This is a genomic window from Falsirhodobacter sp. alg1 (genome assembly GCF_000739715.2).
Classification (GTDB): Bacteria; Pseudomonadota; Alphaproteobacteria; order Rhodobacterales; family Rhodobacteraceae; genus Falsirhodobacter.
Window position 1 is genome coordinate 814,726 of sequence record NZ_BBJC02000001.1, and the last position, 25,921, is coordinate 840,646.

The 25,921-nt window shown below is 61.1% G+C and carries 27 protein-coding genes and 1 tRNA gene; 18 read left to right on the forward strand and 10 right to left on the reverse strand.

Features of this window, described 5'->3' with window-relative positions:
- Positions 1 to 89: 89 nt before the first annotated feature.
- Both TR36_RS04000 and TR36_RS04005 read left to right on the forward strand, forming a co-directional pair.
- Positions 90 to 551 (forward strand): lytic transglycosylase domain-containing protein, encoded by a 462-nt coding sequence (locus TR36_RS04000; RefSeq protein WP_045387026.1) that lies wholly within the window; start codon positions 90 to 92, stop codon positions 549 to 551.
- Between the two features lie 53 nt (positions 552 to 604).
- Entirely contained in the window at positions 605 to 1,321 is a 717-nt protein-coding gene (locus tag TR36_RS04005) for a hypothetical protein (RefSeq protein ID WP_062762427.1), read from the forward strand.
- Here the strand turns inward: TR36_RS04005 and TR36_RS04010 are convergent.
- Both TR36_RS04010 and TR36_RS04015 read right to left on the reverse strand, forming a co-directional pair.
- The gene (locus TR36_RS04010; RefSeq protein ID WP_045387021.1) at positions 1,291 to 1,734 is read right to left on the reverse strand and encodes an NUDIX hydrolase; all 444 of its coding nucleotides are present in this window, start codon (positions 1,732 to 1,734) and stop codon (positions 1,291 to 1,293) included. The genes TR36_RS04005 and TR36_RS04010 overlap by 31 nt on opposite strands.
- A complete protein-coding gene (locus tag TR36_RS04015) occupies positions 1,731 to 2,021 on the reverse strand; it encodes an accessory factor UbiK family protein (protein WP_045387018.1) in 291 nt (96 codons plus the stop codon). The genes TR36_RS04010 and TR36_RS04015 overlap by 4 nt, the downstream gene beginning before the upstream one ends.
- Before the next feature lie 101 nt (positions 2,022 to 2,122).
- On the opposite strand from TR36_RS04015, the gene lgt reads away from it, so the two are divergent.
- From lgt to pgeF, 3 genes are read left to right on the forward strand one after another with little or no spacing between them, the layout of a single operon-like run.
- Positions 2,123 to 3,004 carry a prolipoprotein diacylglyceryl transferase gene (gene lgt, locus TR36_RS04020; protein ID WP_045387015.1) on the forward strand — a complete coding sequence of 294 codons (882 nt, stop codon included), beginning with the start codon at positions 2,123 to 2,125 and terminating at the stop codon, positions 3,002 to 3,004.
- Complete coding sequence (locus TR36_RS04025) at positions 3,001 to 4,032, forward strand: class I SAM-dependent methyltransferase (RefSeq protein ID WP_045387012.1); 1,032 nt, start codon at positions 3,001 to 3,003, stop codon at positions 4,030 to 4,032. The genes lgt and TR36_RS04025 overlap by 4 nt, the downstream gene beginning before the upstream one ends.
- A complete protein-coding gene (gene pgeF / locus TR36_RS04030; RefSeq protein WP_192841312.1) occupies positions 4,032 to 4,775 on the forward strand; it encodes a peptidoglycan editing factor PgeF in 744 nt (247 codons plus the stop codon). The genes TR36_RS04025 and pgeF overlap by 1 nt, the downstream gene beginning before the upstream one ends.
- Here the strand turns inward: pgeF and TR36_RS04035 are convergent.
- Positions 4,753 to 5,262, reverse strand: coding sequence for an Lrp/AsnC family transcriptional regulator (locus TR36_RS04035; protein WP_045387008.1), 510 nt, complete (start codon positions 5,260 to 5,262; stop codon positions 4,753 to 4,755). The two genes, pgeF and TR36_RS04035, sit on opposite strands and share 23 nt — an antisense overlap.
- 149 nt (positions 5,263 to 5,411) lie before the next feature.
- Here TR36_RS04035 and trxB point away from each other — a divergent pair, with 149 nt between their 5' ends.
- Positions 5,412 to 6,386, forward strand: a complete 975-nt coding sequence (gene trxB / locus TR36_RS04040) for a thioredoxin-disulfide reductase (RefSeq protein WP_062762431.1) — start codon at positions 5,412 to 5,414, stop codon at positions 6,384 to 6,386.
- An 18-nt stretch (positions 6,387 to 6,404) separates the two neighbouring features.
- On the opposite strand, the gene TR36_RS04045 is transcribed toward trxB, so the two are convergent.
- The gene (locus TR36_RS04045; RefSeq protein WP_045387006.1) at positions 6,405 to 6,620 is read right to left on the reverse strand and encodes a DUF1150 family protein; all 216 of its coding nucleotides are present in this window, start codon (positions 6,618 to 6,620) and stop codon (positions 6,405 to 6,407) included.
- Positions 6,621 to 6,636: 16 nt separating this feature from the next.
- Positions 6,637 to 7,050, reverse strand: coding sequence for an Hsp20 family protein (locus TR36_RS04050; RefSeq protein ID WP_062762433.1), 414 nt, complete (start codon positions 7,048 to 7,050; stop codon positions 6,637 to 6,639).
- A 168-nt stretch (positions 7,051 to 7,218) separates the two neighbouring features.
- Here TR36_RS04050 and TR36_RS04055 point away from each other — a divergent pair, with 168 nt between their 5' ends.
- From TR36_RS04055 to TR36_RS04075, 5 genes are all read left to right on the forward strand, one after another.
- Entirely contained in the window at positions 7,219 to 7,437 is a 219-nt protein-coding gene (locus tag TR36_RS04055) for a YdcH family protein (protein WP_045387000.1), read from the forward strand.
- A 61-nt stretch (positions 7,438 to 7,498) separates the two neighbouring features.
- Positions 7,499 to 7,984, forward strand: coding sequence for a 5-(carboxyamino)imidazole ribonucleotide mutase (purE, locus tag TR36_RS04060; RefSeq protein WP_045386997.1), 486 nt, complete (start codon positions 7,499 to 7,501; stop codon positions 7,982 to 7,984).
- Positions 7,984 to 9,063: a 5-(carboxyamino)imidazole ribonucleotide synthase gene (locus TR36_RS04065; protein WP_045386994.1), complete on the forward strand. Its 1,080-nt coding sequence runs from the start codon at positions 7,984 to 7,986 to the stop codon at positions 9,061 to 9,063. The genes purE and TR36_RS04065 overlap by 1 nt, the downstream gene beginning before the upstream one ends.
- Positions 9,064 to 9,090: 27 nt before the next feature.
- Complete coding sequence (locus tag TR36_RS04070; protein WP_062762435.1) at positions 9,091 to 11,109, forward strand: M3 family metallopeptidase; 2,019 nt, start codon at positions 9,091 to 9,093, stop codon at positions 11,107 to 11,109.
- On the forward strand, positions 11,106 to 11,381 hold the full coding sequence (locus tag TR36_RS04075; protein WP_045386988.1) for a SelT/SelW/SelH family protein: 276 nt from the start codon (positions 11,106 to 11,108) through the stop codon (positions 11,379 to 11,381). The genes TR36_RS04070 and TR36_RS04075 overlap by 4 nt, the downstream gene beginning before the upstream one ends.
- Here the strand turns inward: TR36_RS04075 and betC are convergent, their stop codons facing one another.
- The 3 genes from betC to ettA all read right to left on the reverse strand — a co-directional run bounded on the left by betC (position 11,382) and on the right by ettA (position 15,039).
- Entirely contained in the window at positions 11,382 to 12,884 is a 1,503-nt protein-coding gene (gene betC / locus TR36_RS04080; protein ID WP_045386985.1) for a choline-sulfatase, read from the reverse strand.
- Between the two features lie 111 nt (positions 12,885 to 12,995).
- Positions 12,996 to 13,202, reverse strand: a complete 207-nt coding sequence (locus TR36_RS04085) for a cold-shock protein (protein WP_045386982.1) — start codon at positions 13,200 to 13,202, stop codon at positions 12,996 to 12,998.
- Between the two features lie 181 nt (positions 13,203 to 13,383).
- On the reverse strand, positions 13,384 to 15,039 hold the full coding sequence (gene ettA, locus TR36_RS04090; protein WP_062762485.1) for an energy-dependent translational throttle protein EttA: 1,656 nt from the start codon (positions 15,037 to 15,039) through the stop codon (positions 13,384 to 13,386).
- Positions 15,040 to 15,144: 105 nt separating this feature from the next.
- On the opposite strand from ettA, the gene TR36_RS04095 reads away from it, so the two are divergent.
- On the forward strand, positions 15,145 to 15,732 hold the full coding sequence (locus TR36_RS04095; protein ID WP_045386977.1) for a nicotinate-nucleotide adenylyltransferase: 588 nt from the start codon (positions 15,145 to 15,147) through the stop codon (positions 15,730 to 15,732).
- Between the two features lie 30 nt (positions 15,733 to 15,762).
- Complete coding sequence (gene dacB / locus TR36_RS04100) at positions 15,763 to 17,196, forward strand: D-alanyl-D-alanine carboxypeptidase/D-alanyl-D-alanine-endopeptidase (protein ID WP_045386974.1); 1,434 nt, start codon at positions 15,763 to 15,765, stop codon at positions 17,194 to 17,196.
- On the opposite strand, the gene TR36_RS04105 is transcribed toward dacB, so the two are convergent.
- On the reverse strand, positions 17,193 to 17,615 hold the full coding sequence (locus TR36_RS04105; protein ID WP_045388657.1) for a tellurite resistance TerB family protein: 423 nt from the start codon (positions 17,613 to 17,615) through the stop codon (positions 17,193 to 17,195). The two genes, dacB and TR36_RS04105, sit on opposite strands and share 4 nt — an antisense overlap.
- A gap of 115 nt (positions 17,616 to 17,730) precedes the next feature.
- Here TR36_RS04105 and TR36_RS04110 point away from each other — a divergent pair, with 115 nt between their 5' ends.
- The gene (locus TR36_RS04110; RefSeq protein WP_045386971.1) at positions 17,731 to 19,323 is read left to right on the forward strand and encodes a lysine--tRNA ligase; all 1,593 of its coding nucleotides are present in this window, start codon (positions 17,731 to 17,733) and stop codon (positions 19,321 to 19,323) included.
- 60 nt (positions 19,324 to 19,383) lie between these two features.
- Positions 19,384 to 21,669, forward strand: coding sequence for a glycosyl hydrolase family 28-related protein (locus TR36_RS04115; RefSeq protein ID WP_045386968.1), 2,286 nt, complete (start codon positions 19,384 to 19,386; stop codon positions 21,667 to 21,669).
- Here TR36_RS04115 and guaD read toward each other — a convergent pair.
- The gene (guaD, locus tag TR36_RS04120) at positions 21,641 to 22,930 is read right to left on the reverse strand and encodes a guanine deaminase (RefSeq protein WP_045386965.1); all 1,290 of its coding nucleotides are present in this window, start codon (positions 22,928 to 22,930) and stop codon (positions 21,641 to 21,643) included. The genes TR36_RS04115 and guaD overlap by 29 nt on opposite strands.
- A 122-nt stretch (positions 22,931 to 23,052) precedes the next feature.
- On the opposite strand from guaD, the gene mgtE reads away from it, so the two are divergent.
- The 3 genes from mgtE (at position 23,053) to TR36_RS04135 (ending at position 25,085) form a co-directional block, all read left to right on the forward strand.
- Positions 23,053 to 24,432, forward strand: a complete 1,380-nt coding sequence (mgtE, locus tag TR36_RS04125; RefSeq protein WP_045386963.1) for a magnesium transporter — start codon at positions 23,053 to 23,055, stop codon at positions 24,430 to 24,432.
- Entirely contained in the window at positions 24,429 to 24,962 is a 534-nt protein-coding gene (locus tag TR36_RS04130) for a 5-formyltetrahydrofolate cyclo-ligase (protein ID WP_045386961.1), read from the forward strand. The genes mgtE and TR36_RS04130 overlap by 4 nt, the downstream gene beginning before the upstream one ends.
- Positions 24,963 to 25,001: 39 nt before the next feature.
- Positions 25,002 to 25,085 (forward strand) — tRNA-Leu (locus TR36_RS04135).
- Positions 25,086 to 25,921 lie beyond the last annotated feature (836 nt).

Genomic DNA, 25,921 nt, shown 5'->3' on the forward strand with positions numbered 1-25,921 from the left:
TGCGGGTTGACAGGGAAATGCAGAGCTTGCCCGCAGGTCGCTACAGCAAGTAGCACTTTTCCCAACGGCAACAAAATACGGACGTGAAGATGCGGCGCATCGCCCTTGGCCTGATCGTTATGCTGACCCTTGCGGCTTGTGGTGGGCCAAGCGAAGTTTCGCGGCGCGCCACGCCCGACATTCAGGTGCCAGCCGGACGGGCCGAAGTGGCGCAGATGGTCGACAAATATGCCGACCTCTACGGGGTGCCCCGCAGTCTGGCGCATCGTGTGGTAAAGCGCGAAAGCACCTATAACCCGGCAGCCCGCAATGGTACTTATTATGGCCTGATGCAGATCGCACCGCCGACCGCCCGCACGATGGGGTTCAAGGGGGATGCAGGCCAGCTGCTGGATGCCGATACCAACCTGCGGTACGCAATGAAATATCTGCGCGGGGCGTGGCTGGTTTCCAACGGCAGTGAGGATCGTGCCGTGCAGTGGTACAGCCAAGGTTATTATTACGAGGCCAAACGTCAGGGGCTGCTGGTCGAGACGGGCCTGCGCTCCTGATACCCGTCATCCCGATTTCTGTATTGGCAGGAGGCTTTGCGGCCCTGTGCCTCATGTCCGGCAATCCAACGGTTATTGCCGCCAGCGTCCTAGTGGCAATGGCGGGGATGATGGCGTTGACCGTGATGGTACGGCACAAACGGGGCAGGGCGGCGACACTGGGTGTGATTCTGCGGCGGTGCCGCTGGCCAACGGTCCTGGGGGCGGCGGGGTTGGCGGTGGCCATGCACGCAGGCATGATCGCTTTGGCCCAGCATTCCGTCGCGCAGATCCTGCCCTCGGTGATCATGGGCGCAGGGATATTTTATTGCGTTGCAGAATATACCTTGGGAAACAGGCGGGGATTGCGCTCGCTGCTGGCGCTGATTCCGGGTGGTATTGGCACGGTACTGATCGGCATCGCGCCCTTGGCGGTTATCGCAGGGGCCGGGGCGGCGGCGCATATGCTGTTCATCCGCCGAGGGGATCCTGCCGAGGCATTGGCCGCCCAAAGCGTGATTGCCGCCCTTATCTCGACCCCCGCATTTTTCGGCAGCGATCCGTTGCGTGGTCAGGCCCAGCTGCTGGCACTGACAGCAGCTGGATGTTTTTCATTCGGGATATGGGGGCTTCACCGTGCCGCGTATCGGGGGGTGCTGCTTCTGGCCGGGCTGACCGGGCTGGCGGGGATATGGGGCGCGTATTCCGAACCGCAGGCATTGATGGCGGTCATTCTATCTGTTGCCGGCGTTGCAGGGCTTCAACGGATGATCGGCTCCAGCGGATCATAGATCATTCCACTTCCCCATGCCGCCTGTGCAAGGCTGTCGGGTTTCACCCGGAGGGTTGCCATTTCGTCTTGGGTAACCCAACGCCGGGCGGTGACAATGCCCTCGGGATCCTGCCAGTCGGCGGTGATGTTGCCACTGGTGATATGGCAGCGGAAATAGATATCCACCTGATGGAATGTACCGTCGGGGTCGTGGAATTCATTGACCAGAACAGGGTCATCGACCGAGATGGTCAGCCCCGTTTCCTCGTACACTTCACGAATAAGATTGGCAGGTAGGGAGGAGTGTTTTTCAACTCCGCCACCCGGGGCTGTCCATAGATCCGACTGCCCCTCGGGCCAGGCATTGACCAGCAACAAACGGTTCTGCGCATCAAGGATCAATGCGCGGACCGCAAGGCGCGGGCTGTTCATGCCAGCGGTGGTTCGGGGGCCACGTTCGGCATGACAGGTTTCTTGTCCGATTTGCCTTCCAGCGCGTCCAGCCGGGCGGCAAGCGCCTCGTTCTCTTCGCGGGCCTTCAGTGCCATCGCGCGGACGACATCGAATTCTTCGCGGGTAACCAGATCGCGATCGGCCAGCCAGCGATCCACCATCCCGCGGAATGCGGTGTCGGCTTCGGTTTTTGCACCCTGGGCAACGCCCATGGCATTCGTCATCAGTTGCGACATGTCGTCAAAGAACTTGTTGCGGGCGGTCATGGATGTCTCCTCACGCGGGTTCACATACCATATGGCGCTGTGCGGGCGGCTTGACAAGGCTGCCCCCGATCCAGAGAAGCGAGGAAAATCGCCGAGGTTCCATGTCGTATATCCCGTTTCCGGACGTCTCGCCCGAGATATTCACACTGACCTTGGGCAGTTTCTCATTCTCGCTGCGCTGGTATGCGCTGGCCTATATCACGGGGCTGCTGCTTGGGTGGTGGCTGGTGCTGCGGTTGATCCGCCGGACAGAGCTTTGGCCCGCCGGCACTCCGCCCATGCAGGCAGAGCAGGTGGAGCGGTTGCTGACGTGGGTCATTCTTGGCGTTGTGCTGGGGGGGCGGCTCGGGTTCGTGCTGTTCTATGAGCCGGCCTATTATTTCGCCAATCCCCAGTTGATCCCTGCGGTGTGGGAGGGCGGGATGTCGTTCCACGGCGGGCTGTTGGGGGTGATCACCGCCTCGTGGATTTTCTGCACACGTGAGGGAATTCCGCGGTTGTCGGCAGCGGATCTTATTTGTGCGGCAACCCCGCCGGGGCTGCTGTTCGGACGGCTGGCCAATTTCGTGAACGCCGAGCTTTGGGGCCGGCCAACCGATCTGCCGTGGGGCGTTGCCTTTCCGGGAGAGGCTGCGCAGGCCTGTGCAACGGCTGTCGATGTCTGCGCGCGCCATCCCTCCCAGCTATATGAGGCGGCACTGGAAGGCGTGCTGCTGTTTGCCCTGATCTGGGGGCTGATCCTGTGGCGCGGGTGGTTGAAGTGCCCGGGTGCGATCTGCGGGGTGATGCTGTCCGGCTATGGTGTGGCCCGGTTCATGGTGGAATTCGTGCGCCAGCCCGATGCGCAATTCGTCTCTGCCGGTAATCCTTTGGGACTGGCCTGGCAGATCGGCGGGTGGGGGCTGACACAGGGGCAGGCGCTGTCGCTGCCGATGATTGCGATCGGTCTGTTCCTGATCCTGCGGGCGCGGCGCATCGCATGACGCCGCTGGCCCGCCATCTGGCGCGCCGCATCGCGCAAACCGGACCGCTGACGCTTGCCGAATTCATGGCGGAATGCCTCCTGCACCCCGAGCACGGCTATTACACCACCCGTCCGCCCTTCGGCACGGCAGGGGATTTCATCACTGCCCCCGAAATCAGCCAGATGTTCGGAGAGATGGTGGGCCTGTGCCTAGCGCAGCACTGGCTTGATTCCGGCGGCGGGGCATTCACACTTGCCGAATTGGGGCCGGGGCGTGGAACGCTGATGGCCGATATTCTGCGCGCCACCCGTAATGTGCCGGGATTCCACGATGCCGCCGATGTGGTACTGGTTGAGGCCAGCCCCCGCCTGCGCGCCGAGCAGGCAGATCGTGTTCCCACCGCCCGCCACGTCGAGGGCGTGGATGCATTGCCTGACGGGCGGTTATGGCTGGTGGCGAACGAGTTTTTCGACGCACTGCCGATCCGCCAGTTCCAGCGGGACGGGTCCGGCTGGCGTGAACGCATGGTCGGGCTGGAGGGGGAGAGGCTGTCTTTTGGCCTGTCACCGCGTGTCGATATGCCGGAACTGGTCGCCGCCGAGGCGGACACGATCGAGATATGTCCGCAGGCGCCCGCGATCATGCAGGCAATCGCGTCCCGCGTGGCAAAGGGCGGGATGGCCCTGATCCTGGATTATGGCGGGTGGGGGACTGCGGGGGATACCTTTCAGGCCATGGCGAAACATGAATTCACCGATCCTCTGGAGGCGCCCGGATTGGCGGATCTGACGGCACATGTGGATTTCCGGGCTTTGGCTGCTGCTGCGGCCCCCTGTGCGGTGGGCTATACGACGCAAGGGCGCTTTCTGACGGCGCTTGGCATCGGTGCACGGGCCGAACGGCTGGCAGGCGGTCTGACAGGCGCGGCACGGGAAAACCATCTGCTTGCATTTCGGCGGTTGACCGAAGCCGACCAGATGGGCGAACTGTTCAAAGTGCTTGGGCTGACAGGTCCGTTTTCCCACCCACCAGCGGGGTTCACATGATGTTGGAAATCATCACCACACCGTCGCTAGACGGGATTGCGCATGGATTTTTCACGCGTAAGGGGGGGGCGTCTTCGGGCATTTTCCAAGGGCTGAATTGCGGGCGGGCCAGCTCCGATCAGGCGGGGGCCGTCGCGATCAATCGCGGGCGGGTGGCCGAGGCGATGGGCGTGGATCTGCCGCAGCTTGTTCAGGTCAATCAGGTGCATTCGGCGGATGTTGCCAGGGTTGATGGCCCGCTTGAAGCAGCGCCGGATGCCGATGCCATGGTTACGGCTGTGCCGGGGCTGGCATTGGGTATTCTGACAGCCGATTGCCAGCCGGTATTGCTGGCGGACCGGCAGGCCGGCGTGATCGGTGCTGCACATGCCGGGTGGAAAGGGGCCATCTCCGGCGTTCTGGAGGCGACCGTGCAGGCGATGCGCGATCTGGGAGCACAGGATATCACGGCCGTTATCGGGCCATGCATCAGCCAGCGTGCCTATGAAGTCGGGCCGGAGATGCTGGAGACCTTCATGGCCGAGGATCAGGACTATAGCCGGTTCTTTGCGCAGGGGCAGGGAGACAGGCTGCTGTTCGATCTGCCGTCCTTCGGCCTGTCATGTCTGCGGGCTGCGGGGGTCCAGGCGGAATGGACGGGGCATTGCACCTATTCGGATGCGGACCGGTTCTATTCCTATCGCCGGACCACCCATGCGGGCGAGGCGGATTATGGCCGCCTTATTTCTGCAATCCGGCTTTAGCAAGGCGCTGCTCCAGCACCTCGAAGGGAACGCCCGGTTCATCCTTGGCACCACGGATGACGAGGCTTGTCTTGACGCTGGCCACATTCGTGGCCGAGGTCAGGCTTTGGGTCAGGAATGTCTGGAAAGTAGACAGATCGGGTGCCACGCATTTCAGGATGAAATCGATCTCGCCGTTCAGCATGTGGCACTCACGGACCAGCGGCAAGCTGCGACAATGCTCCTCGAATGCCGAAAGGTCGCGTTCGGCCTGGCTATGCAGACGGACCATCGCGAAAACCTGCACTTCGAAGCCCAATTCACGCGGATTCACATCGGCATGATAGCCGCAGATATATCCCGCCTCTTCCAGCGCCCGCACGCGGCGCAGGCAGGGCGGCGCAGAGATTCCGACCCGGCGCGCCAGTTCCACATTGGTCATACGCCCGTCGGCCTGTAGTTCAGCCAGAATCTGGCGATCAATGGGATCAAGTTTCGCTACGGCCATCTGCCACTCCGTTCTTTTGACGCGACATTACATATGCGCGCCGGATCACGCAATATTATGTCGCGGAAAAATGGCGGAGGTTTGCCACCTCTTTCGGTGGCGGGCGTGTGGCCCTATATCTGGCGCGGAATATTGGGAAAGGGTGCATGATGGCCGAAACACGGCACAGCAAGGTTCTGATCATCGGCTCGGGGCCGGCGGGATATACGGCGGCCGTTTATGCGGCACGCGCGATGTTGAAGCCTGTTCTGGTGCAGGGTCTACAGCCCGGCGGGCAGTTGACGATCACGACCGAGGTCGAGAACTGGCCCGGCGATACGCAGGTTCAGGGTCCGGATCTGATGGTGCGGATGGAAGAGCATGCGCGGGAAATGGGGGCGGAAATCGTCTCCGACTACATCTCGTCTCTGGACCTGTCGCAGCGTCCCTTCAAGGCACATGCGGATAGCGGCATCACATTTACCGCCGATGCAGTGATCCTTGCGACGGGGGCACAGGCCAAATGGCTGGGGCTGCCATCGGAAGAGAAGTTCATGGGCTTTGGTGTTTCCGCCTGTGCCACATGCGACGGTTTCTTCTATCGCAACAAGGAAGTTGTTGTGGTGGGGGGCGGCAATACGGCCGTGGAGGAAGCGCTGTTCCTGACAAATTTTGCAAGCAAGGTCACGCTGGTCCATCGCCGCGATACCCTGCGGGCAGAGCGCATCCTGCAGGAACGCCTGTTCGCGCACCCGAAGGTGGCGTTGCAATGGCATAGCGCGGTCGAAGAGGTTCTGGGCACCGAAACCCCGCCAGGTGTTACGGGGGTGCGGGTGCGCGATGTGCGCGACGGCACCGAAAGCGTGATTCCCTGCGACGGCTTTTTTGTGGCCATCGGTCACAGCCCGGCGTCCGAACTGGTCAAGGACCAGCTGGAACTGCATGCGGATGGCTATGTGAAGGTCGAGGCAGGCAGCACACGCACATCCATTCCGGGGGTCTTTGCTGCGGGCGATCTGACGGATCATATCTACCGTCAGGCAATCACCAGCGCGGGAATGGGGTGCATGGCAGCCCTTGATGCCGAACGTTACCTTGCAGGCATCGAGGAAGTGCTGGACGATCAGGATACCGCGCGCGATTAAGCGCGCGGCCCCGCGGTGTTAATGGACGCTGACAGGGGCAAGGTCGTTTTGCAGCGCCAGCTCGAACGCCATGCCCTTGTCGCGGACCAGCGCCAGCTGTTCGCCCGAGGCACTATGAAGCGCATAAAGCGTTTTCAGGCCTTCGGCTTGCTCTTGCACTTCCATTGGCAGATCGGCAACCGCAACGGCGCGGACATAGGCCATGCGATCTGTGGTTTGCGTGGTGGTTTGCATCCTTGATCTCCTTTGGTTAGCGGGCGGAACGTATTGCGATGGTCTGGATCACCGTATCCGGCAGGGTGCGGCGCAGATCGATGTGCAGCAATCCATGGTCAAGATCGGCACCTGCCACCTCGACCCCTTCGGCCAGCACGAAATTGCGCTGGAAGGCACGACCGGCGATGCCGCGATGCAGGAAAACCCGCTCTCCGTTGTCGTCGGCCTGACGGCCCCGGATGACCAGCTGGCGATCCTCGACCGTGATGGACAGGTCCTCGTCGCGGAACCCTGCTACGGCAAGCGAGATGCGGTAAACATTCTCGGCCACCGCCTCGATGTTGAAGGGCGGATACCCTTCGGAAGATTTCGACGTACGCTCCACCAGCCGTTCAAGCTGCTCGAAGCCCAGAAGGTGGGGGTGTGCCCCGAAGCTTAGTTTCGTCATGTGCTTGCCCTTGCTTGAAGCGACAAATCGTGTGGATCCTTGACGGCATCCACCAATTAAATATGGGGTGATCATGCGCAGGACGCAAGATGCGGCTTTGGGGCAGAAAAAATACCACCCGAAAGCAAAAATCGGCTATGATGATCCAAGCCTTGTTTGAGAGTACGCATGAACGCCTCACCCGAATTGAAACATGAGGAAATGCTTGCGATCCGCATTGCGGTTCTGCGGCGGGAACATCGTGATCTGGATACCGCGATCGAGGCGCTGACCCAGGCGCCCGCGCCCGATGCGCTGATGATGCAGCGGTTGAAGCGGCGCAAGCTGGCCCTGAAGGACGAGATCGTCCGGATCGAGGATCAGCTGATTCCCGATATCATCGCCTGATCCCATTGCAGGCCTTGCAGCGCACGTTATGATGCGCGCTTTGACACAGCGGGGATTGAGCATGGGCGTCGAAGTCGGGATCATCATGGGCAGCCAGTCGGATTGGCCAACCATGCGCGAAGCGGCGCTGATACTGGAGGAGCTGGGCATCCCCTATGAGGCAAAGATCGTCTCGGCTCACCGTACCCCGGACCGTCTGTGGACCTATGGCCGCGAGGCAGTGGACCGCGGGTTGCGCGTAATCATTGCAGGGGCCGGCGGTGCGGCGCATCTGCCCGGAATGATGGCCTCCAAGACGCGGGTGCCGGTAATCGGTGTTCCGGTGCAGACCAAGGCGCTGTCGGGTGTAGACAGCCTGTATTCGATCGTGCAGATGCCCAAGGGATTCCCCGTTGCGACCATGGCGATCGGTTCGGCAGGGGCGGCGAATGCGGGCCTGATGGCCGCAGGTATTCTGGCACTGAACGACGCGGCGCTGGCCGAACGGCTGGACGCATGGCGCGCAGCGCTGAGCGCCTCCATTCCCGACGCACCGGAGGATATGTAATGGCAATTCTGACTTCGGGCGCGACCATCGGGATATTAGGCGGCGGACAATTGGGCCGGATGCTGGCCGTGGCGGCCAGTCGCCTGGGGTTCCATGTGCATATCTACGAGCCGGGCGCGAACCCGCCTGCGGCGGATGTGGCGCATGCATTGACAACTGCCAGCTATGAGGATGAGGACGCGCTCCGCGCATTTGCGGCGGCCGTCGATGTCATCACCTACGAATTCGAGAATGTGCCGACGGCCGCGCTGGACCTGCTGGAGGCGATCCGCCCCATCCGTCCGAACCGCCGCGCATTGGCGACCAGCCAGGACCGGATTGCGGAAAAGGATTTTCTGACCGGTCTGGGGCTGACCGTGGCCCCCTATGCCGAGGCTTCGAATATTTCCGCAGCCATTGCCGCCGTGGGAACGCCCGCCATCCTGAAAACCACGCGTTTCGGGTATGATGGCAAGGGGCAGGCCCGGATCCGCACACCCGAAGAGGCGGCTGCGGCCCATGCCTCTATGAACGGTGCGCCGACGGTGCTGGAAGGGTTCGTCAACTTCAGCCATGAGGTGTCGGTGATTGCGGCGCGCGGGCTGGACGGATCGGTTGCAGTGTATGATCCGGGCGAAAATGTGCATGTGGATGGCATCCTGTCCACCACCACGGTGCCTGCGCGCCTGACCCCCACGCAGCGATCGGATGCGGTGCTGATTGCGGCCCGTATCCTGAACGCACTGGATTATGTGGGTGTGATGGGGGTGGAGCTGTTCGTGACGGCAGATGGCCTGCTGGTGAACGAGATTGCCCCGCGTGTGCATAACTCCGGCCACTGGACGCAGAACGGCTGTGCGGTCGACCAATTCGAGCAGCATATCCGCGCAGTGTCGGGCTGGCCCCTCGGTGATGGCGGGCGCCATTCCGATGTGGTCATGGAAAACCTGATCGGCGATGACATCCTGCGCGTGCCGGATATTGCCACCGAACGGGGCGCGGCCCTGCATCTGTATGGCAAGGCAGAAGCGCGACCGGGCCGGAAGATGGGCCATGTAAATCGGGTGAGCCAGGGGGCTGGCGGTTCCCGCGCCGGCTGACTAGCTTCATGGGCAAAGGAGACGCCCATGAACCCGCTTTTGTCCGACTGGACCGGCCCTTTCGGCCTTCCGCCCTTTGACGCAATCACCGATGCCGATTTCGAACCGGCGTTCGAGGCCGGATTGGCCGAGGCGCGCAAGAATATCGCGGTGATTGCGGACGATCCTGCCGCGCCGACCTTTGCCAATACCATCGAGGCGATGGAGTTGGCCGAGGAAACGCTGGAACGGGTGGCAGGTGTTTTCTACACGCTGGCAGGCGCGGACAGCACCGATGCGCGTGAGGAACTGCAGCGCATTCTTGCCCCCAGAATGTCAGCGTTTTCTTCGGAAATCATCAACAACCATGCGTTGTTCCGGCGGATCGACACGCTGTGGCAGACGCGGGACGATCTGGACCTGACGGACGAGCAATTGCGGGTGCTGGAGCTGTATCATCGCATGTTCGTGCGGGCAGGGGCCGCCCTGCGCGGAGAGGATGCAGCGCGGCTGACCGAGGTGAAGGCCCGCCTTTCGGTGCTGGGGACGACATTCGGGCAGAATTTGCTGGCCGAGGAACGGGAATGGTTCCTGGATCTGGAAGAAAAGGATCTGGAGGGTTTGCCCGAGTTCGTGATCGACGCTGCGCGGAGTGCGGCCGAGGACCGGGGACGCGAGGGATATGTCCTGACCTTGGGGCGATCGTTGATCGTGCCGTTTCTGGAGTTTTCCCCCCGCCGTGATCTGCGCCGCACCGCCTATGAGGCGTGGACCGCGCGCGGGGCAAACGGCAACGACAATGACAACCGCGCAATCGCCGCCGAGATTCTGGCCCTGCGCGCAGAGCGGGCCAAGTTGCTGGGGTATGACAGTTTTGCCGCCTACAAGCTGGAGCCGGAAATGGCCGGCACACCCGAGGCCGTGCGGGATCTGCTGATGCAGGTCTGGACCCCTGCAAAGAAGGCGGCCCTGTCCGATGCCGGGGTGCTGGCACGGATGATGCATGAGGACGGGATCAACGGCGATCTGGAGCCTTGGGATTGGCGCTATTACGCGCAGAAGCGTCGCCTGGCGGAGCATGATCTGGATGAAGCCGAGATCAAGCCGTACTTTGCGCTGGAGGCGATGATCGAGGCGGCCTTTGAAGTGGCGAACCGGCTGTTCGGTCTGGAATTCCGCGCGCTGGATCAGCCGATGTATCACCCCGATGCCCGCAGCTGGGAGGTAACGCGCAACGGCAGGCATATCGCGGTGTTCATCGGGGATTATTTTGCGCGCGGCTCCAAACGGTCCGGTGCATGGTGTACGGCGATGCGGGTGCAGCGGAGATTGGGCGGTGAACAGGCCCCGATCGTGATGAACGTCTGCAACTTTGCCAAAGGAAAGCCCGCGCTGCTGTCCTATGATGATGCGCGCACGCTGTTCCATGAATTCGGACATGCGCTGCATCAGATGCTATCCAGCGTTACTTACGCCTATATCTCCGGCACATCGGTCGCGCGGGACTTTGTGGAGCTACCAAGCCAGTTGTACGAACACTGGCTGTCCGTGCCCGAGGTGCTGACACGCCACGCCCGCCATGTCCGCACCAAAGAGCCGATGCCTGCCGCACTGATGGAGCGGTTGCTGGCGGCCAGTACCTTCGATCAGGGGTTTTCCACGGTGGAATACCTGACATCGGCCTTGGTGGATCTGGAATTCCACAATGGGGATGCCCCGGCGGATCCGATGGCACGGCAGCAGCAGATACTGGATGAATTGGGTGTGCCCCATGCCATCCGGATGCGTCATGCGACGCCGCATTTCGCGCATATCTTCACCGGTGACGGATATTCCTCGGGATACTACAGCTACATGTGGTCGGAAGTGATGGATGCGGATGCGTTCGCCGCCTTTACCGAAACCGGCGATGCGTTCGATCCGGGCACTGCTGCTAGGCTGGAAAAGTTCATCCTGTCGGCGGGCGGCTCCGAAGAGGCGGAAACGCTTTATACCAAGTTTCGCGGCCAGATGCCGGGCGTGGAGCCGTTGCTGCGGGGCCGGGGCCTGCTGGACGGGGCCGCATGACGGGGCCGCGGATCACCATCACCTATTGCACCCAATGCAACTGGCTGCTGCGCAGCGCGTGGATGGCGCAGGAATTGCTGCAAAGTTTCGGGCAGGATCTGGGATCGGTTACGCTGGTCCCCTCTACCGGAGGGCAATTCGAGATCAGTGTGGATGATACGCTGATCTGGGAGCGCGCGCGGGATGGCGGCTTTCCAGACTCCAAGGTACTGAAAAAACTGGTGCGCGATCGGGTTTGGCCCGATCGCGACCTCGGGCATGTGGACCGCTGACTATTCGCCGCGTGGAAAGCGCTTCTGCTCTTCCAGCGTGTTCAGATCCATATGGTTGCGCATGTACCGTTCGGAAGCGGGCCGCATGGGCTGATAATCCCACGGTTGGTAGTGGCCCTCTCGCAGGGCATCATAGACGACCCATCGACGGGCCTGGCTTTCGCGGACGGCGGCATCGAAGGCAGGCAGGGACCAACGGTCATCTGCCAGCCTGCGCAGTTTTGCCAGCGCCTCGGCGGCCTGCGGCGCATCGATCAGGTTCGTGCGTTCGGCGGGATCGGTCTCCAGATCATAAAGCTGTTCGGGATCGGCGGCGCAGCGGATATATTTCCAGCTTCCGTCCCGCAGGGCCACCAGGGGCGTGATGCTGCCCTCGGCGGCATATTCCATCGGCACGGGACCACGCGCCGCACCTGCCGCGACGGGCACCAGCGATGTGCCGTCAAGCCAGGGCGCGACCGTTTCCATCGCAATGCCGGCGGTATCGCAGAGGGTCGGCGCCACGTCGATCGTAGAGACGGGTGTCTCGATCAGAGCAGGGGCAAAACCATCCCCCGCGATCATCAACGGAACACGGGCGGAATCCTCGAAGAAGTTCATCTTGAACCAGAGGCCACGCTCCCCGAGCATGTCCCCATGATCGGAGGTGAAGATAATGGTCGCTTCCTGACGCGTCTCTTCAAGCACGGACAGGATTTTGCCGATCTGGTCATCGACATAGGAGATATTGGCGAAATAGCCGCGGCGGGCACGGCGTATCATATCATCCGTGACATTGAACGCGCTGGCATCGCAGGCATCCATCAGGCGCTGTGAATGGGGGTCCATATCCGCATAGGGAATGGTTTCGGGTGGTTCGGTCTGGGCGCAATCCTCGTACAGGTCCCAATATTTGCGGCGGGCGACATAGGGATCATGCGGGTGGGTAAAGCTGACGGTCAGGCACCATGGGCGCGGATCGGCGCCGCGTGACAGATCATAGAGCTTTTGCGTGGTCTGATGGGCCACGTCATCATCATATTCCAGCTGGTTCGTGATTTCGGCCACCCCTGCGCCGCTGACCGAACCGAGGTTGTGATACCACCAGTCGATTCGCTCGCCGGGTTTGCGGTAATCCGGGGTCCAGCCGAAATCGGCGGGGTAGATATCGGTGGTGAGACGCTCTTCCAGTCCATGCAGCTGATCGGGGCCGACAAAATGCATCTTGCCCGCCAGGCAGGTTTGATAGCCGGCGCGACGCAGGTGATGGGCGTAGGTGGGGATATCGGCGGAAAACTCGGCGGCATTGTCATATACGCGGCTGCGCGATGGCAGCAGGCCGGACATAAAGCTTGCGCGGCCGGGCGCGCAGAGGGGGGAGGCGGTATAGCTGTTGGCAAACCGGCTGGACCGCTCGGCCAGACGCTTCAGATTGGGGGCATGCAGGAAAGGGGCAGGACCGTCGGGAAACAGGGTTCCATTCAACTGATCCACCATGAGGATCAGGATATTGGGTTGTTTCATGGAAAACCTCCGGCCGTTTGATGCCAGCGGTGTGTCGCATGAAGGGGGCTTTGGCCGCAACCATCTGCGGCAAGGCGAAAGGCGGACCCGATCGGGTCCGCCCTGGTCGCATTATGCCAGTTCGATATCTACCGCGGATTGGCGGCCATCGCGGCCCGACTGGATTTCGAAGGTGACCGCCTGGCCATCGGCCAGTTCACGGATACCCGCACGCTCCAGCGCGGTGATGTGGACGAAAATGTCGGATGCACCGTTTTCGGGGGCAATGAAGCCATATCCCTTGGTGGTGTTGAACCATTTCACTGTGCCTTTGGCCATCGTGATATTCCTGTCTGGTGCCGCCCGCAGGATGCGGCGGCGTGGCTAAGTCAGAGCAAGATCGAATCGCTGTGGCCGAGGTGGACAGGGTCGATAAAGAGTAACGTCGCATTCCTGACGCTAGCACGAAAAAAGAATGACGCAAGCCTGTGAAGGGCGGCGTTTCCGCCGCCCCGCAGGATTAGCGCGTGAATTTTTTATGCTTCACACGTTTCGGGTTTGCCGCATCCGCGCCAAGGCGGCGGATTTTGTCTTTTTCGTAATCCTCGAAGTTGCCCTCGAAGAATTCGACATGCGCATCCCCTTCGAATGCGAGGATATGCGTACACAGGCGGTCGAGGAAGAAACGATCGTGCGAGATGATGACGGCACAGCCGGCAAAGTTCTCGATCGCGGCTTCCAGGGCTTGCAGTGTTTCCACGTCCAGATCGTTGGTCGGTTCGTCCAGAAGAAGAACGTTTCCGCCGGATTTCAGCAGCTTTGCAAGGTGAACCCGGTTCCGTTCCCCACCCGAAAGCAGGCCGACCTTTTTCTGCTGGTCGGTGCCCTTGAAGTTGAACGAGCCGACGTAGTTGCGGCTGTTGACCTGCGCATCACCCAGTTCGATGATCTCGGCCCCGCCGGAGATTTCCTGCCAGACGTTGGCCTCGGAATCGAGGCTGTCACGCGACTGGTCCACAAAGGCCAGCTTGACGGTATCACCCAAGGTGACGGTGCCGGTGTCAGGCGTTTCCTGCCCGACAAGCATCTTGAACAGCGTGGATTTACCTGCGCCGTTCGGGCCGATAACGCCGATGATTCCCCCGGGTGGCAGGGTAAAGGTCAGGTTCTCGATCAGCTGTTTGTCACCCATCGCTTTCGACAGGTTTTCAACCTCGATCACCTTCGAACCCAGACGCGGGCCATGCGGAATGACGATCTGGGCCTTGCCGACCAGATCCTTGACGGATTCGTCGGCCATCTTGTTGTAGGCAGAGATACGGGCCTTGGATTTAGCCTGACGTGCCTTGGCACCAGCACGGATCCATTCCAGTTCTTTCTCCAGAACTTTCTGCTTGGACTTGTCTTCGCGGGCCTCCTGCTCCAGCCGTTTGGCCTTGGCTTCGAGCCAGGAGGAATAGTTGCCTTCGTGCGGCAGACCGCGTCCACGCTCCAGTTCCAGAATCCACGATGTGATGTCATCAAGGAAGTAACGGTCGTGGGTGACCGTCAGGATCGTGCCCTTGTAGGCGATCAGGTGCTTTTGCAGCCAGGCGATCGTTTCGGCATCAAGGTGGTTGGTCGGTTCGTCGAGGAGCAGCATGTCCGGCTCTTCGAGGAGCAGTTTGCACAGCGCGACGCGGCGGCGTTCCCCACCCGAAAGGGTGCTGACGTTCGCATCGTCGGGCGGGCAGCGCAGAGCTTCCATCGCGATATCAACGGTATTGTCCAGTTCCCACAGGTTCTGGGCGTCGATCTTGTCCTGCAGTTCGGCCATTTCCTCGGCGGTTTCATCCGAGTAGTTCATGGCGAGTTCGTTGTAGCGTTCGAGAATCGCGCGTTTGTCGGCGACCCCTTCCATGACGTTTCCGCGAACGTCCAGCTCTTCGTTCAGCTGCGGCTCCTGGGGCAGGTAGCCGACGCGCGCGCCCTTGGCGGCCCATGCTTCGCCCTGAAAATCCTTGTCCATTCCGGCCATGACCTTCAGGAGCGTGGATTTACCTGCACCGTTGACGCCGACAACGCCGATCTTCACGCCGGGCAGGAAGTTCAGGTGGATATTCTCAAAGACTTTTTTACCGCCGGGATAGGTCTTGGAGACGCCATCCATGTGATAGACGTATTGATACGAGGCCACTTGGTGTGCTCCATCTTTCAGGGATTTGGGCGCCTTCATACCGATAACGCTGGACAAGGGCAATGTGGCGGTGGGATCAAGGCCGCGCAGTTTCGGGGGAATTACATGCAAGGCTGGCCAATCGCAGAGCGTGGCATGGTGATCGGGCTGCTTGGTGGGTCATTCGATCCCGCCCATGCCGGCCATGTGCATATCACGCATGAGGCGCTGGTGCGGTTCGGGCTGGACCGGGTGTGGTGGCTGGTCAGCCCGGGTAATCCCCTGAAAGCGCGGGGGCCGCGCCCGATGGACGAGCGGCTGGAGCGGGCTCGCGCCCTGATGCAGGACCCGCGTGTGCAGGTGACGGATCTGGAAGCGCGGCTTGGGACACGGTATACGGCTGCGACATTGCGGGCATTGACGCGGCGATATCCGGGTGTTCGTTTTGTATGGCTGATGGGGGCGGACAATCTGGTGCAGTTCCATCAGTGGGATGACTGGCGCTGGATCATGCAGAATGTCCGGATCGGTGTGCTGGCACGTCCGGGGTGGGGTGCCAAAGCCCGGCTGGGGCACGCCGCGCGCGCCTTCAGGGCCGAGCAGGTTCCGCCGCGGCAACTGGCGGGGGCCAGCCTGCCGGCATGGGCCTTTGCGGATATGCCGATGGTCAACCAATCCTCCAGCGCGATTCGGGCGCGGGGGGAATGGGGCTAGACGAAAACAGGAATGGGTAGCGTGACACTTATGATTTCAAGACGATTTGTTCTGGGCGGGCTTGCCACGCTTACCGCCATTCCGGGATGTGCGGGCGCGCCCGATGTTTCACCGCGCCCGCCTATCCGGCCTGGTACATCCGGCACCGCAGAGGCACTGGTTGCCCGTGCAGGTCTGTCGGGGGATGTGGCCTTTGCCGTTGCGACAACTTCGGGGCAACTTGTGGAATCACGGGGCGGGGATACGCCCTTGCCCCCGGCATCGACCGCCAAGGCGATCACCTCGCTTTATGCGCTGGATCGTCTGGGGCCGGATTACAGGTTCCAGACGCAGATATTGGCCAGCGGGCCTGTGTCAGGCGGTATCGTGCAAGGAGATATCTGGCTGGTCGGCGGCGGGGATCCCTCGTTGGATACCGACGGACTGGCTGAACTGGCGGCGGCGCTGGCCTCACGCGGGGTGCGTGGGGCGACGGGGCGGTTCTATGCCTATGGTGGTGCGCTGCCTCTGATTTCCGAGATCGATGGTGAGCAACCTGTCGATGCGAATTACAACGCGGCAATTTCAGGCCTGAACCTGAACTATAACCGCGTATACTTTACCTGGACCGCAGGTGGTGCCGCGATGGCAATGGATGCGCGGTCCGGCAGGGTCCGGCCCGAAGTGGCAATGTCGCGGGTGCGGGCTGTGGGGCGCAGCAGCCCGGTCTACACCTATTCGGCAGGCGCCGGAGTGGATAACTGGACGGTGGCGACCGGAGCGCTGGGCCGGGGCGGGAACCGCTGGCTACCCGTGCGGCACCCGGATGATTACGCGGCAGAGGTGTTCCGCTGGCTGGCGGCGCGGCAGGGAATTACCCTTTCTTCCCCGGTTGTCACGCGGTCTGTGCCGTCGGGGACGGTGCTGGCGACGAAAGTCAGCGGCCCGTTGACCGAGATCCTGACGGACATGCTGAAATATTCGAACAACATGACCGCCGAGGCCGTCGGCCTGAGCGCATCCCGCCAGTCGTCGCTGGTCGCCTCCGGTGCGGCAATGTCTGCATGGGCGCTGGCGAAATATGGCGTCCAGATGGATCTGCGCGACCATTCCGGGTTGAGTGGCCGGTCACGGATCGCGCCGTCGCAGATGGTCCAGGTTCTGGTTCGTGCCCAATCCGACGCGCGCGGGCGTTTGTTGCGCGGCCTGCTGAAGGACGAAGGCCTGTTCGATGCCAATGGACGCGAAACGCTGTCGGACAGTGTAAAGATCAAGGCCAAGACAGGAACCTTGAACTTTACGTCCTGCCTTGCCGGCTATGTGCAGTCAGGTGGTCAGGAGCGGGTGTTTTCCATCATCTGTGCGGATGTGGCACGGCGGGCAACGCTGGATTCCGACGAGGAGGCACGTCCGGTGGGCGGTGCGACATGGACGCGGAATGCCCGCATCCTGCAAAGCCGCCTTATCGAGCACTGGGTTTCCTAGGCCCGCAGATGACGGGCACGCGCGCCGCGTTCGATGGCGGCCGCGTGCAGCTTGTCGATCCGGAGTTCCTCGCGGATTTCTTCCAGAAGGCGCAGTTCGGTCTGGTACAGATGGCCATCGGCCGCAGCCACGTCGCAGGACAGTGCATAGGCCGTTTCGAACAGGCGGGGTTCGATTGCCACGCGGATCAGGGCGAACAGGGCATCAAGGCCGTCTTCTTCGCTGAACAGGTCGAATACCACCTGTGCCACGTTCTTGATCCGGTCGATATCGTATCCGGCAAAGACGGGCAGGTGATTCACCATTTGCTGGATGGCGACCAGTTCCGACGTCTCTACCGTTCCGTGGGAGCCGGATACGGCGATCATGAGCGCAACCAGTGCGTCCTGCTGCGACAAGGAGGGGAGGGATGCATCCATCAGGATAGCCTTTCGTGCTTTTTCCAGCAGATTATTGACGCGGGCGGGGGGCGGCAATAGACGACACAGGGGGCAGGCGGTACGATGCCTCCTGCACAGAAAGAAAGAGATGCCCATGTCCACCCTCCGCGACGCTGCGATGAACTCCAAGGCCTGGCCTTTCGAAGAAGCGCGCCGGATCCTGAAACGGGTGGGCGGCAAGACGCCGGCCAAAGGATACGTGCTGTTCGAAACAGGCTACGGCCCGAGCGGGTTGCCGCATATCGGCACCTTTGGCGAGGTGGCGCGAACCACGATGATCCGCCGCGCGTTTGAAACGATCTGCGATATCCCTACACGGCTTGTGTGTTTTTCGGATGACATGGACGGCATGCGCAAGGTGCCGGAAAATGTTCCGATGCAGGAGATGATGCAGGAGAACCTGCAACGGCCGCTGACGGTCGTGCCAGATCCCTTTGGCACGCATGCAAGCTTTGGCGATCATAACAATGCCATGCTGCGCCGGTTTCTGGATACCTTCGGTTTCGAGTACGAGTTCATCTCGGCATCGGAATTCTATAAATCCGGCAAGTTCGACGAGATCCTGCTGCGGGCTGTCGAGCGGTATGACGATGTGATGAAGGTGATGCTGGCCAGCCTGCGGGAAGAGCGGAGCCAGACCTATTCGATTTTCCTGCCGATCTCTCCGACGACCGGACGGGTGCTGTATGTGCCGATCCGGGAGGTGAATGCCAAGGACGGGACCATCACCTTCGACGACGAGGACGGCACGGAAACGACGCTGCCGGTGACCGGCGGGAATGTGAAACTGCAGTGGAAGCCGGATTTCGGGGCACGTTGGGCCGGTCTGGATGTAGATTTCGAGATGTATGGCAAGGACCATGCCGCGAACACGCCCATTTATGACAAGATCTGCGAGATTCTGGGCGGCAAACGTCCCGAGCATTTCATCTATGAGCTGTTTCTGGACCAGAACGGCGAAAAGATTTCCAAGTCCAAGGGCAATGGTCTGACGATCGACGAATGGCTGACCTACGCCTCAACCGAAAGCCTGTCGTATTTCATGTACGGCAAGCCGAAGACGGCCAAGCGGATGCATTTTGACGTGATTCCGAAGGCGGTGGACGAATACCATCAGCAGCTGCGCGCCTATGCGACGCAGGATGAGGCGAAGCGGGTCGATAATCCGGTCTGGCATATCCATAACGGCAATCCGCCAGAATCGAAGATGGTTGTACCATTTGCGATGCTGCTCAATCTGGCGAGTGTGGCCTCGGCCACCGATAAATCCGTGCTGTGGGGATTCATCCAGCAGTATGCGCCCGATGCCTCGCCCGAGGGGAACCCGGATCTGGATGCGGCGGCAGAATTTGCGGTCCGCTATTTCAACGATTTCGTCGCGCCTACGCGGGTGTTCCGTTTGCCTAACGATCAGGAACGCGGGGCGATCGAGGATCTTTTGGCGCGCCTGCGCGTCTGGGATGGTGGTCTGGATGGCGATGCGTTGCAGACCATGGTGTTTGCCGTGGGCAAGGAGCATGGCTTCGAGCCGCTGCGTGACTGGTTCAAGGCATTGTACGAGGTGTTGCTAGGGGCATCCGAGGGGCCGCGGTTCGGCGGGTTCATAGCCCTGTACGGCATCGAGGAAACGGTTTCCCTGATCGAAAAAGGACTGGCTGGCGATCTGGCCCACCGCGCGGAGGCCTGAGAAGGCGTTAAGTCCTTTCGCGTTAATCCTGCCCGCAATCTAGCGAGGCAAGGATTTTCGATGAACAAGGCGATTACCGACGGTCTGGTGCTGATGCCGCCGCCCTTTTCCAGCGGGCTGAATCTCTGGTCGCGCGAGGATGGCAAGTCCGGCCAGGGCAGCTATGCCGGACAGTCCAATGCTGCCTATGTGGCCGCCGATCAGGATTTCGGTGGCTGCATGGAACTGCTGAAGCAGGACAACACCCAGAAACTGCGCTGTTTCCAGAGCATTCCGATGTTGCCGGGCATGTACCTGCGGGTAACTGTTCGCGTCAAATGTATCTCGGGCGCATTTCCATCGGTGCGGATCGCGGGTTGGGCGGGTGACAGTTCGGGCAATGCGGTCAACGTGCCGACTGCGGCCAATTCCGTTCTGCTGCGCAATTATGGCGAGGTGGTGGAGGTATCGGCCATTGTCGGGTCGGGCAATCGTACGGGTGTTGACATGGTCTGGGGCACAGCCCCTGTGACAGGCCATTTCGGCCTGGATCTGACCGGAGCCAACGGCGGCATCGTGCGGATCGACGATGTGGAGATAGAGGATGTCACCTCGGTGTTTCTGCGCGATATGGTTGATATCGTCGATGTGCGGGATTACGGCGCGGTTGGTGATGGCAAGACCAATGATGCTGCAGCCTTTGCTGCGGCGGATGCGGCTGCGGGCGGGCATCGCCTGTTCATCTCGGCCGGCAAATATTACATCGGCTCCAACCTGACGCTGAACTCCCGGGTGCAGTTCGAAGGGACGCTGGTGATGCCCGATGCGGCACGCCTTGCGTTGACCCGCAACTTCGATCTGGACAGTTATACGGCGGCATTCGGCGGCGAATATCTCGGGTTCCGCAAGGCGCTGCAGGCCCTGTTCTATTATACGGGCCATGTGCAGCTGGACCTGTCTGGACGTCGCGTCGATATCTCGGAGCCGATCGATGTTGCCGCCCTTGCGGGACTGACCCGGTTCGAACAGCGTCGCGTCCTGACCAACGGCCAGTTGAATGCGGTGGACGGGACCAAGTGGAAGACGCAGACGGTCAGCTCCGTGGCCACCTATACGCCATCGAACCCCTACAAGCTGACCGATGTGGCGAATGTGGCCAATATTCCGGTGGGCGCACGGGTAAGCGGCGCAGGCATCCCGCGCGAGATTTACGTGCGGGCGGTGAACGTCGGGGCAGGCACGGTCGATCTGAACCTTCCGGCAGGGTCGACCGCCGGCACGCGGAAAATGACGTTCGAGCGTTACAGCTATATGCTGGATTTCAGTGGCTTCGAGAAAAACTCCAAATTCGAAATCACGGATATGGAAATCCAGTGCAACGGCCTGGCCAGTGCCATCATGCTGCCCACTGCCGGTACGGTCTTTCGTATTGCCCAGAGCGTGATCAACGCGCCGCTGGATCGTGCCATCACGTCTATCGGGACGGGCTGCCAGGGGCTGATGGTCGACGAGACCCAGCTTTTGTCGAACGAGCAGGATATCAAGGCGGCTGATCGCACCACGATTGCACTGAACGTCAATTCCAACGATGTGAAATTGAGGGACAACCGTATCGTTCGTTTTGCGCATTTCGCAGTGATGAACGGGTCCGGGCACATGTTCATCGGCAACCACTTTTTTCAGGGGGATGGCGAGACTGCGGGATCGCGGCGCGCAGGGATCGTGCTGACCGAACTGAACGTGAAAACGCTGATTACCGGCAACTATATCGACAACTGCTTTATCGAATGGAGCAACGAACACGATCCGACGCCCAAGTTCGACACAGATTTTTCCTATGGCGGGCTGACGGTCACGGGCAACATCTTCATGGCCTCGGGGGCAGGGACATTCTTTCGCTGGTTCGTGATTACGCCGCGTGGTTCGGGCCACTTCGTGAACGGGCTGTCGGTGGTCGGGAATGCATTCCGCACCGTGAACTGCACCGTGGACCGCGTGGATATGGTGGATGAAACCTATGCCAGCCTCGACTACAGCCGTTTCCGGAACACGGTATTTGAATCGAACACGTTCAACGGGATCACGCAAAGTACTTTCAGCCCGGTGATGCTGGAACAGGTGCAGAATACCGCCTCGGCCACATGGACGCTGGATGCGGGGGATTATCTGCCGTTCGGGGCCTGGGCGCGAAACGTGCAGAGCGTGGTGATCGAGGGGGCCGTGACCGACGCGAAAAACGCGGTGCAGGCACCCTCGCCTTGGGTGGAGGTGGAGCGCGGTTCGAACAAGACGCAGGTGAACCTGCGCTGGATGACCGCCGTCAAAGGCGTGGCACAGGTTACGGTTCGTTGCGACAACGCGACCTGACGGCCCCGGCAATCCGCACTTCGCGGATGGCGCGATCGTCGCCCATCATGATGGTGGGAAACAGCGCCTGCCAGATGTCGGTGGCGCGACAGCTTGCCTGAGCGATGGCAGGGGTGGAGGCAAGATCGACGATCACCAGATCGGCCTCCATCCCTGCGGCGATATTGCCGATCTGCTGTTCGGCCCGCAGTGCGCGGGCCGACCCCTGGGTGGCCAGCCACCACAACTGCGACGGGTGCAGGGGCGTGCCGCGCAGCTGGCCGATCTCATAGGCGGCGGCCATCGTGCGCAGCATGGAGAAATTGGAACCGCCGCCTGTATCGGTGGCCAACCCGACACGCAGCCCCTCCTGAGCCAGCCGCATGTCGAACATTCCTGATCCGATGAATGTGTTGGAGGTGGGGCAATGAACCACAGATGCGTCCGCCTCGATCAGGCGGGCGCGTTCGCGTTCTGTCAGGTGGATGGCGTGGCCGAATACCGCGCCTTTGCCCAGAAGGCCGACCGATTCATATGTATCCAGATAGTCGCGGGAATCGGGGAACAGATCCGCCACCCATGCGATTTCATCCAGCTGTTCGGACAGGTGGGTCTGCATCAGGGTGCCGGGGTTGGCCTGCCACAATGCGCCAAGCGCCTCTAGCTGCTCCGGGGTGGAGGTGGGAGAAAAGCGAGGGGTGATCACATAGGAAAGCCTGTCCACGCCATGCCAGCGAGAGAGCAGGCGGGCGCTGTCGTCATAGGCCGAGCGGGCGGTATCCCGCAGGGCGTCGGGGGCGTTGCGGTCCATGCAGGTCTTGCCCGCATAGATTCGCATGCCACGGGTCTGCGCCGCACTGAAATAGGCATCCACGCTGCCCGGGTGGATCGTGGTGAAACTGCAGACGCTGGTGGTACCGTTGTCCAGCACGAAATCCAGATGCCTTGCCGCGACGTCGGCGGCATAATCCCCATCGGCGAAGCGGATTTCTTCGGGAAAGGTGTAGGTGTTCAGCCAGTCGATCAGGCGTTTGCCCCAGCTGGCGATGATGGCCGTTTGCGGATAATGGACATGCGCATCGATGAAACCCGCCGAAATGACCGCATCGCCATAATCCGACACGGCGGCCTGCGGATAGGCGGCGCGCAGCGCACCGGCACTACCGACGGCCCGGATGATGCCGCCTTCGATCACAACTGCCTCATCGATCCGGGCGGCTTCGGGGCCGTGCAGAAACGGGTCTGCCGTAAAATGCAGAACGCGACCGGTCAGTATTTCCATTTCACCCTCGTTTTATGCAGTTGTAACACTTTGGCATTATCGCGGACGCGGGATAGGATGAAAGCGCCTGTTTCCTCCACGCGGCTTCCGATAAGCTGCCAATAGCAAGTATACGAGGGATCATGGCGCATATCGAGGCGGACCTGCACGATCGGGAAGACGAAGGACTGAGCGAACGCCGCTTCAACGATATTCTGGATGCGGTCCATGAGGGGGACGCATCCCGCCTGACGGCCGCGCTGCGCAATCTGCACCCGGCCGATACCGCCGACCTTCTGGAGCAGATCAGCCCCGAGGAGCGGCGGGAGCTGCTGACCCTGTGGAAGCATCTGGACGGTGAGGTTCTGTCCGAGATCCGCGACAGCATCCGCGAGGAGGTCATCGAATCCCTTGCCCCCGAGGTTCTGGCTGACGCCGTGCGGGAGCTGGATACCGATGATGTCGTCGACATTCTGGAGGATCTGGACGAACCGCAGCACGGCATCATTCTGGACGCGCTGGACCGGGCCGACCGGATGGCCGTTGAAAAGGCGCTGACCTATCCCGAATATTCCGCAGGCCGCCTGATGCAGCGGGAGGCGGTGATCGCCCCCGAGCATTGGTCGGTCGGGGAGGCCATCGATTTCCTGCGTGAGGCGGAATACCTGCCCGAACAGTTCTATCACGTGATCCTTGTGGATCCGCGGATGAAGCCTGTGGCCTATGTCACGCTTGGCCGGGTGCTGTCGTCCCGGCGGGACATGGCGCTCCGTACGCTTTCCGAGGACAGCTTTCGCACGTTCCACCCCGAGGATCCCGAATCCGACGTGGCCTATCAGTTCAACCAGTACCACCTGATCTCGGCGCCCGTCGTGGATCAGAACGGCCGCCTGGTGGGTGTCATCACCATCGACGACGCGATGAACGTGCTGGATGAGGAACACCAGGAAGACATTCTGCGTCTGGCGAATGTGGGGGACGAAAGCTCCATCTCGGATGGGGTCTGGGCAACGCTGCGGCAACGGACGCCGTGGCTGCTGATCAACCTGCTGACCGCCAATATCTCCGCCTGGGTCATTTCGCAATTCGATACGACCATCTCCATGATCGTGGTTCTGGCGGCCCTTATGCCGATCATTGCCTCCATGGGCGGGAATGCGGGAACGCAATCGCTGACGGTGGCGGTGCGGGCCCTGGCGACCCGCGATCTGACATCTTCCAACGCCCCGCGTGTCGTACGACGGGAGGTGATGGTGGGCCTGATCAACGGCGTGTTCTTTGCGCTGGTGATGGGGGTGATGGGCGTTGTGCTTTATGGCGGGGGGCTGTGGCTGGGCGTGGTGATTGCGCTGGCGATGGTGATCAATCTGGCGGTCGCGGCGCTGGCGGGGACGCTGGTTCCGCTGACGCTGCAAAAGCTCAATCTCGATCCGGCGCTGGCATCGGGCACCTTCGTGATGACACTGACGGATGTGGTCGGGTTTTTCGCCTTCCTCGGGTTGGCGACGGTGATCCTGCTGTGAAGGCAGAGGTCCGCAAGGCAGCGTTGTCCGTTCGGGCTGCGGCCCATGCGACGGGGCAGGGGGCTGCAGCGGATCATCTGGCCGAATGGCTGGCCAGCCGGTCAGGCTGCATCCTGGCCGGCTACCTCCCCATCGGAACCGAGGCTGATCCCCGACCGGCCATGGCCGCCCACAATGGCCCCGTGTGCGTACCCGTGATCGAGGCACCGGCGCAGCCCCTGCGGTTCAGAGCGTGGACGCCCGGGGCCGCGCTGCAGAAAGGCGCCTTTGGCGTGTCCGTTCCCGCAACGGGGGAATGGCTTGTGCCCGAGGTGGTGATCGTGCCGCTTGTGGCCTTTGATTCGCAGGGGTTCCGGCTGGGATATGGCGGCGGGTTCTATGACCGGACGTTGCAGGCCCTGCGCGCAAACGGGCCGGTATTCGCCATGGGCTTTGCCTTTGCCGCACAGCAGCACCCCGCGCTTCCGGTAGAGGCGACGGACCAGCCGCTGGATGCCGTGATGACCGAGCGTGGGATCGTACGCTTCTGACTTGCTTGTGCCGCTGTCATCGCTATGTTGCGAGGCGCCGCCCGCATGGCGAAATGGTAGACGCAGGGGACTTAAAATCCCTCGACTTCGGTCTTGCCGGTTCAAGTCCGGCTGCGGGCACCAGTTTTTGATTTTATGATATGGTTCGGGATGGCGGGGCAGGCTGCCATGCTTCCCTGTTCATTCAATTACGCATTGCATCCATGCCAGGCGTTACTCCGAACTTTCTGCCAAGCGCTAATACACTTTTTGCACGGTCATCCTCTTGAAGGCCGGAATTGATCACCGCATCCACAATGTCTTGGGCTAAATCCTTATCGCGAAGGGTAATCGCGGTTTTCAGGGAAATCTGTAATCCGACAGGCGTCGGTGCCGACTGTACAAGCGCTGCTGCGGCCTGCCTTGCTGCCACCATATCTTTATCTGCCAAAGCCGTCCGAAGACTGGAAATGAAGATCTTGGCAGAACCTTCGGGGAATCCGTCAATGGAAGGCGGCACATCCCGCCCTTCAAGCACATCCAGAACCAGGTCTTTGAGTTTTCCTACCTCCTGAAGGCGGATTGCGGTTTTATGCCCGCTCATACCCACATGAACCTCTCGTGCGTCTGGATATGAGGCGCGCGCCCATACCTTCACGAACGCGGAATCCCGTTTATGGTGCGGATCATAGACGATTGTCTGTTGTTCAGGGCTGATGGGCATTTCGCTGAGGTCATGGGCATGCTTCCAGCGAAATTCGGGATTTTCGTAGATCCCTTTGGTCAACATGGGATGTTTGCTGTTTCGCGGGCTTATTGCCAATGCATGTGCGGATAATACCCCTGCATAATAAATGGCACAATATCCGCCTAGGCTAGGACTCTTATACACAATCTGACGCGCCGACGAATAGAGAGGTGTAGATCTCGGTGGTCGCCGTATCATTAAATAAAAAAAAAAATAGTAACAGTGATATTTT

Bases quoted from the DNA above. Each gene is read 5' to 3' on its own strand.
- TR36_RS04000 (WP_045387026.1), top strand. From the start codon at position 90: ATGCGGCGCATCGCCCTTGGCCTGATCGTTATGCTGACCCTTGCGGCT.
- TR36_RS04005 (WP_062762427.1), top strand. From the start codon at position 605: ATGTCCGGCAATCCAACGGTTATTGCCGCCAGCGTCCTAGTGGCAATG.
- TR36_RS04010 (WP_045387021.1), bottom strand. From the start codon at position 1,734: ATGAACAGCCCGCGCCTTGCGGTCCGCGCATTGATCCTTGATGCGCAG.
- TR36_RS04015 (WP_045387018.1), bottom strand. From the start codon at position 2,021: ATGACCGCCCGCAACAAGTTCTTTGACGACATGTCGCAACTGATGACG.
- lgt (WP_045387015.1), top strand. From the start codon at position 2,123: ATGTCGTATATCCCGTTTCCGGACGTCTCGCCCGAGATATTCACACTG.
- TR36_RS04025 (WP_045387012.1), top strand. From the start codon at position 3,001: ATGACGCCGCTGGCCCGCCATCTGGCGCGCCGCATCGCGCAAACCGGA.
- pgeF (WP_192841312.1), top strand. From the start codon at position 4,032: ATGTTGGAAATCATCACCACACCGTCGCTAGACGGGATTGCGCATGGA.
- TR36_RS04035 (WP_045387008.1), bottom strand. From the start codon at position 5,262: ATGGCCGTAGCGAAACTTGATCCCATTGATCGCCAGATTCTGGCTGAA.
- trxB (WP_062762431.1), top strand. From the start codon at position 5,412: ATGGCCGAAACACGGCACAGCAAGGTTCTGATCATCGGCTCGGGGCCG.
- TR36_RS04045 (WP_045387006.1), bottom strand. From the start codon at position 6,620: ATGCAAACCACCACGCAAACCACAGATCGCATGGCCTATGTCCGCGCC.
- TR36_RS04050 (WP_062762433.1), bottom strand. From the start codon at position 7,050: ATGACGAAACTAAGCTTCGGGGCACACCCCCACCTTCTGGGCTTCGAG.
- TR36_RS04055 (WP_045387000.1), top strand. From the start codon at position 7,219: ATGAACGCCTCACCCGAATTGAAACATGAGGAAATGCTTGCGATCCGC.
- purE (WP_045386997.1), top strand. From the start codon at position 7,499: ATGGGCGTCGAAGTCGGGATCATCATGGGCAGCCAGTCGGATTGGCCA.
- TR36_RS04065 (WP_045386994.1), top strand. From the start codon at position 7,984: ATGGCAATTCTGACTTCGGGCGCGACCATCGGGATATTAGGCGGCGGA.
- TR36_RS04070 (WP_062762435.1), top strand. From the start codon at position 9,091: ATGAACCCGCTTTTGTCCGACTGGACCGGCCCTTTCGGCCTTCCGCCC.
- TR36_RS04075 (WP_045386988.1), top strand. From the start codon at position 11,106: ATGACGGGGCCGCGGATCACCATCACCTATTGCACCCAATGCAACTGG.
- betC (WP_045386985.1), bottom strand. From the start codon at position 12,884: ATGAAACAACCCAATATCCTGATCCTCATGGTGGATCAGTTGAATGGA.
- TR36_RS04085 (WP_045386982.1), bottom strand. From the start codon at position 13,202: ATGGCCAAAGGCACAGTGAAATGGTTCAACACCACCAAGGGATATGGC.
- TR36_RS04095 (WP_045386977.1), top strand. From the start codon at position 15,145: ATGCAAGGCTGGCCAATCGCAGAGCGTGGCATGGTGATCGGGCTGCTT.
- dacB (WP_045386974.1), top strand. From the start codon at position 15,763: ATGATTTCAAGACGATTTGTTCTGGGCGGGCTTGCCACGCTTACCGCC.
- TR36_RS04105 (WP_045388657.1), bottom strand. From the start codon at position 17,615: ATGGATGCATCCCTCCCCTCCTTGTCGCAGCAGGACGCACTGGTTGCG.
- TR36_RS04110 (WP_045386971.1), top strand. From the start codon at position 17,731: ATGTCCACCCTCCGCGACGCTGCGATGAACTCCAAGGCCTGGCCTTTC.
- TR36_RS04115 (WP_045386968.1), top strand. From the start codon at position 19,384: ATGAACAAGGCGATTACCGACGGTCTGGTGCTGATGCCGCCGCCCTTT.
- guaD (WP_045386965.1), bottom strand. From the start codon at position 22,930: ATGGAAATACTGACCGGTCGCGTTCTGCATTTTACGGCAGACCCGTTT.
- mgtE (WP_045386963.1), top strand. From the start codon at position 23,053: ATGGCGCATATCGAGGCGGACCTGCACGATCGGGAAGACGAAGGACTG.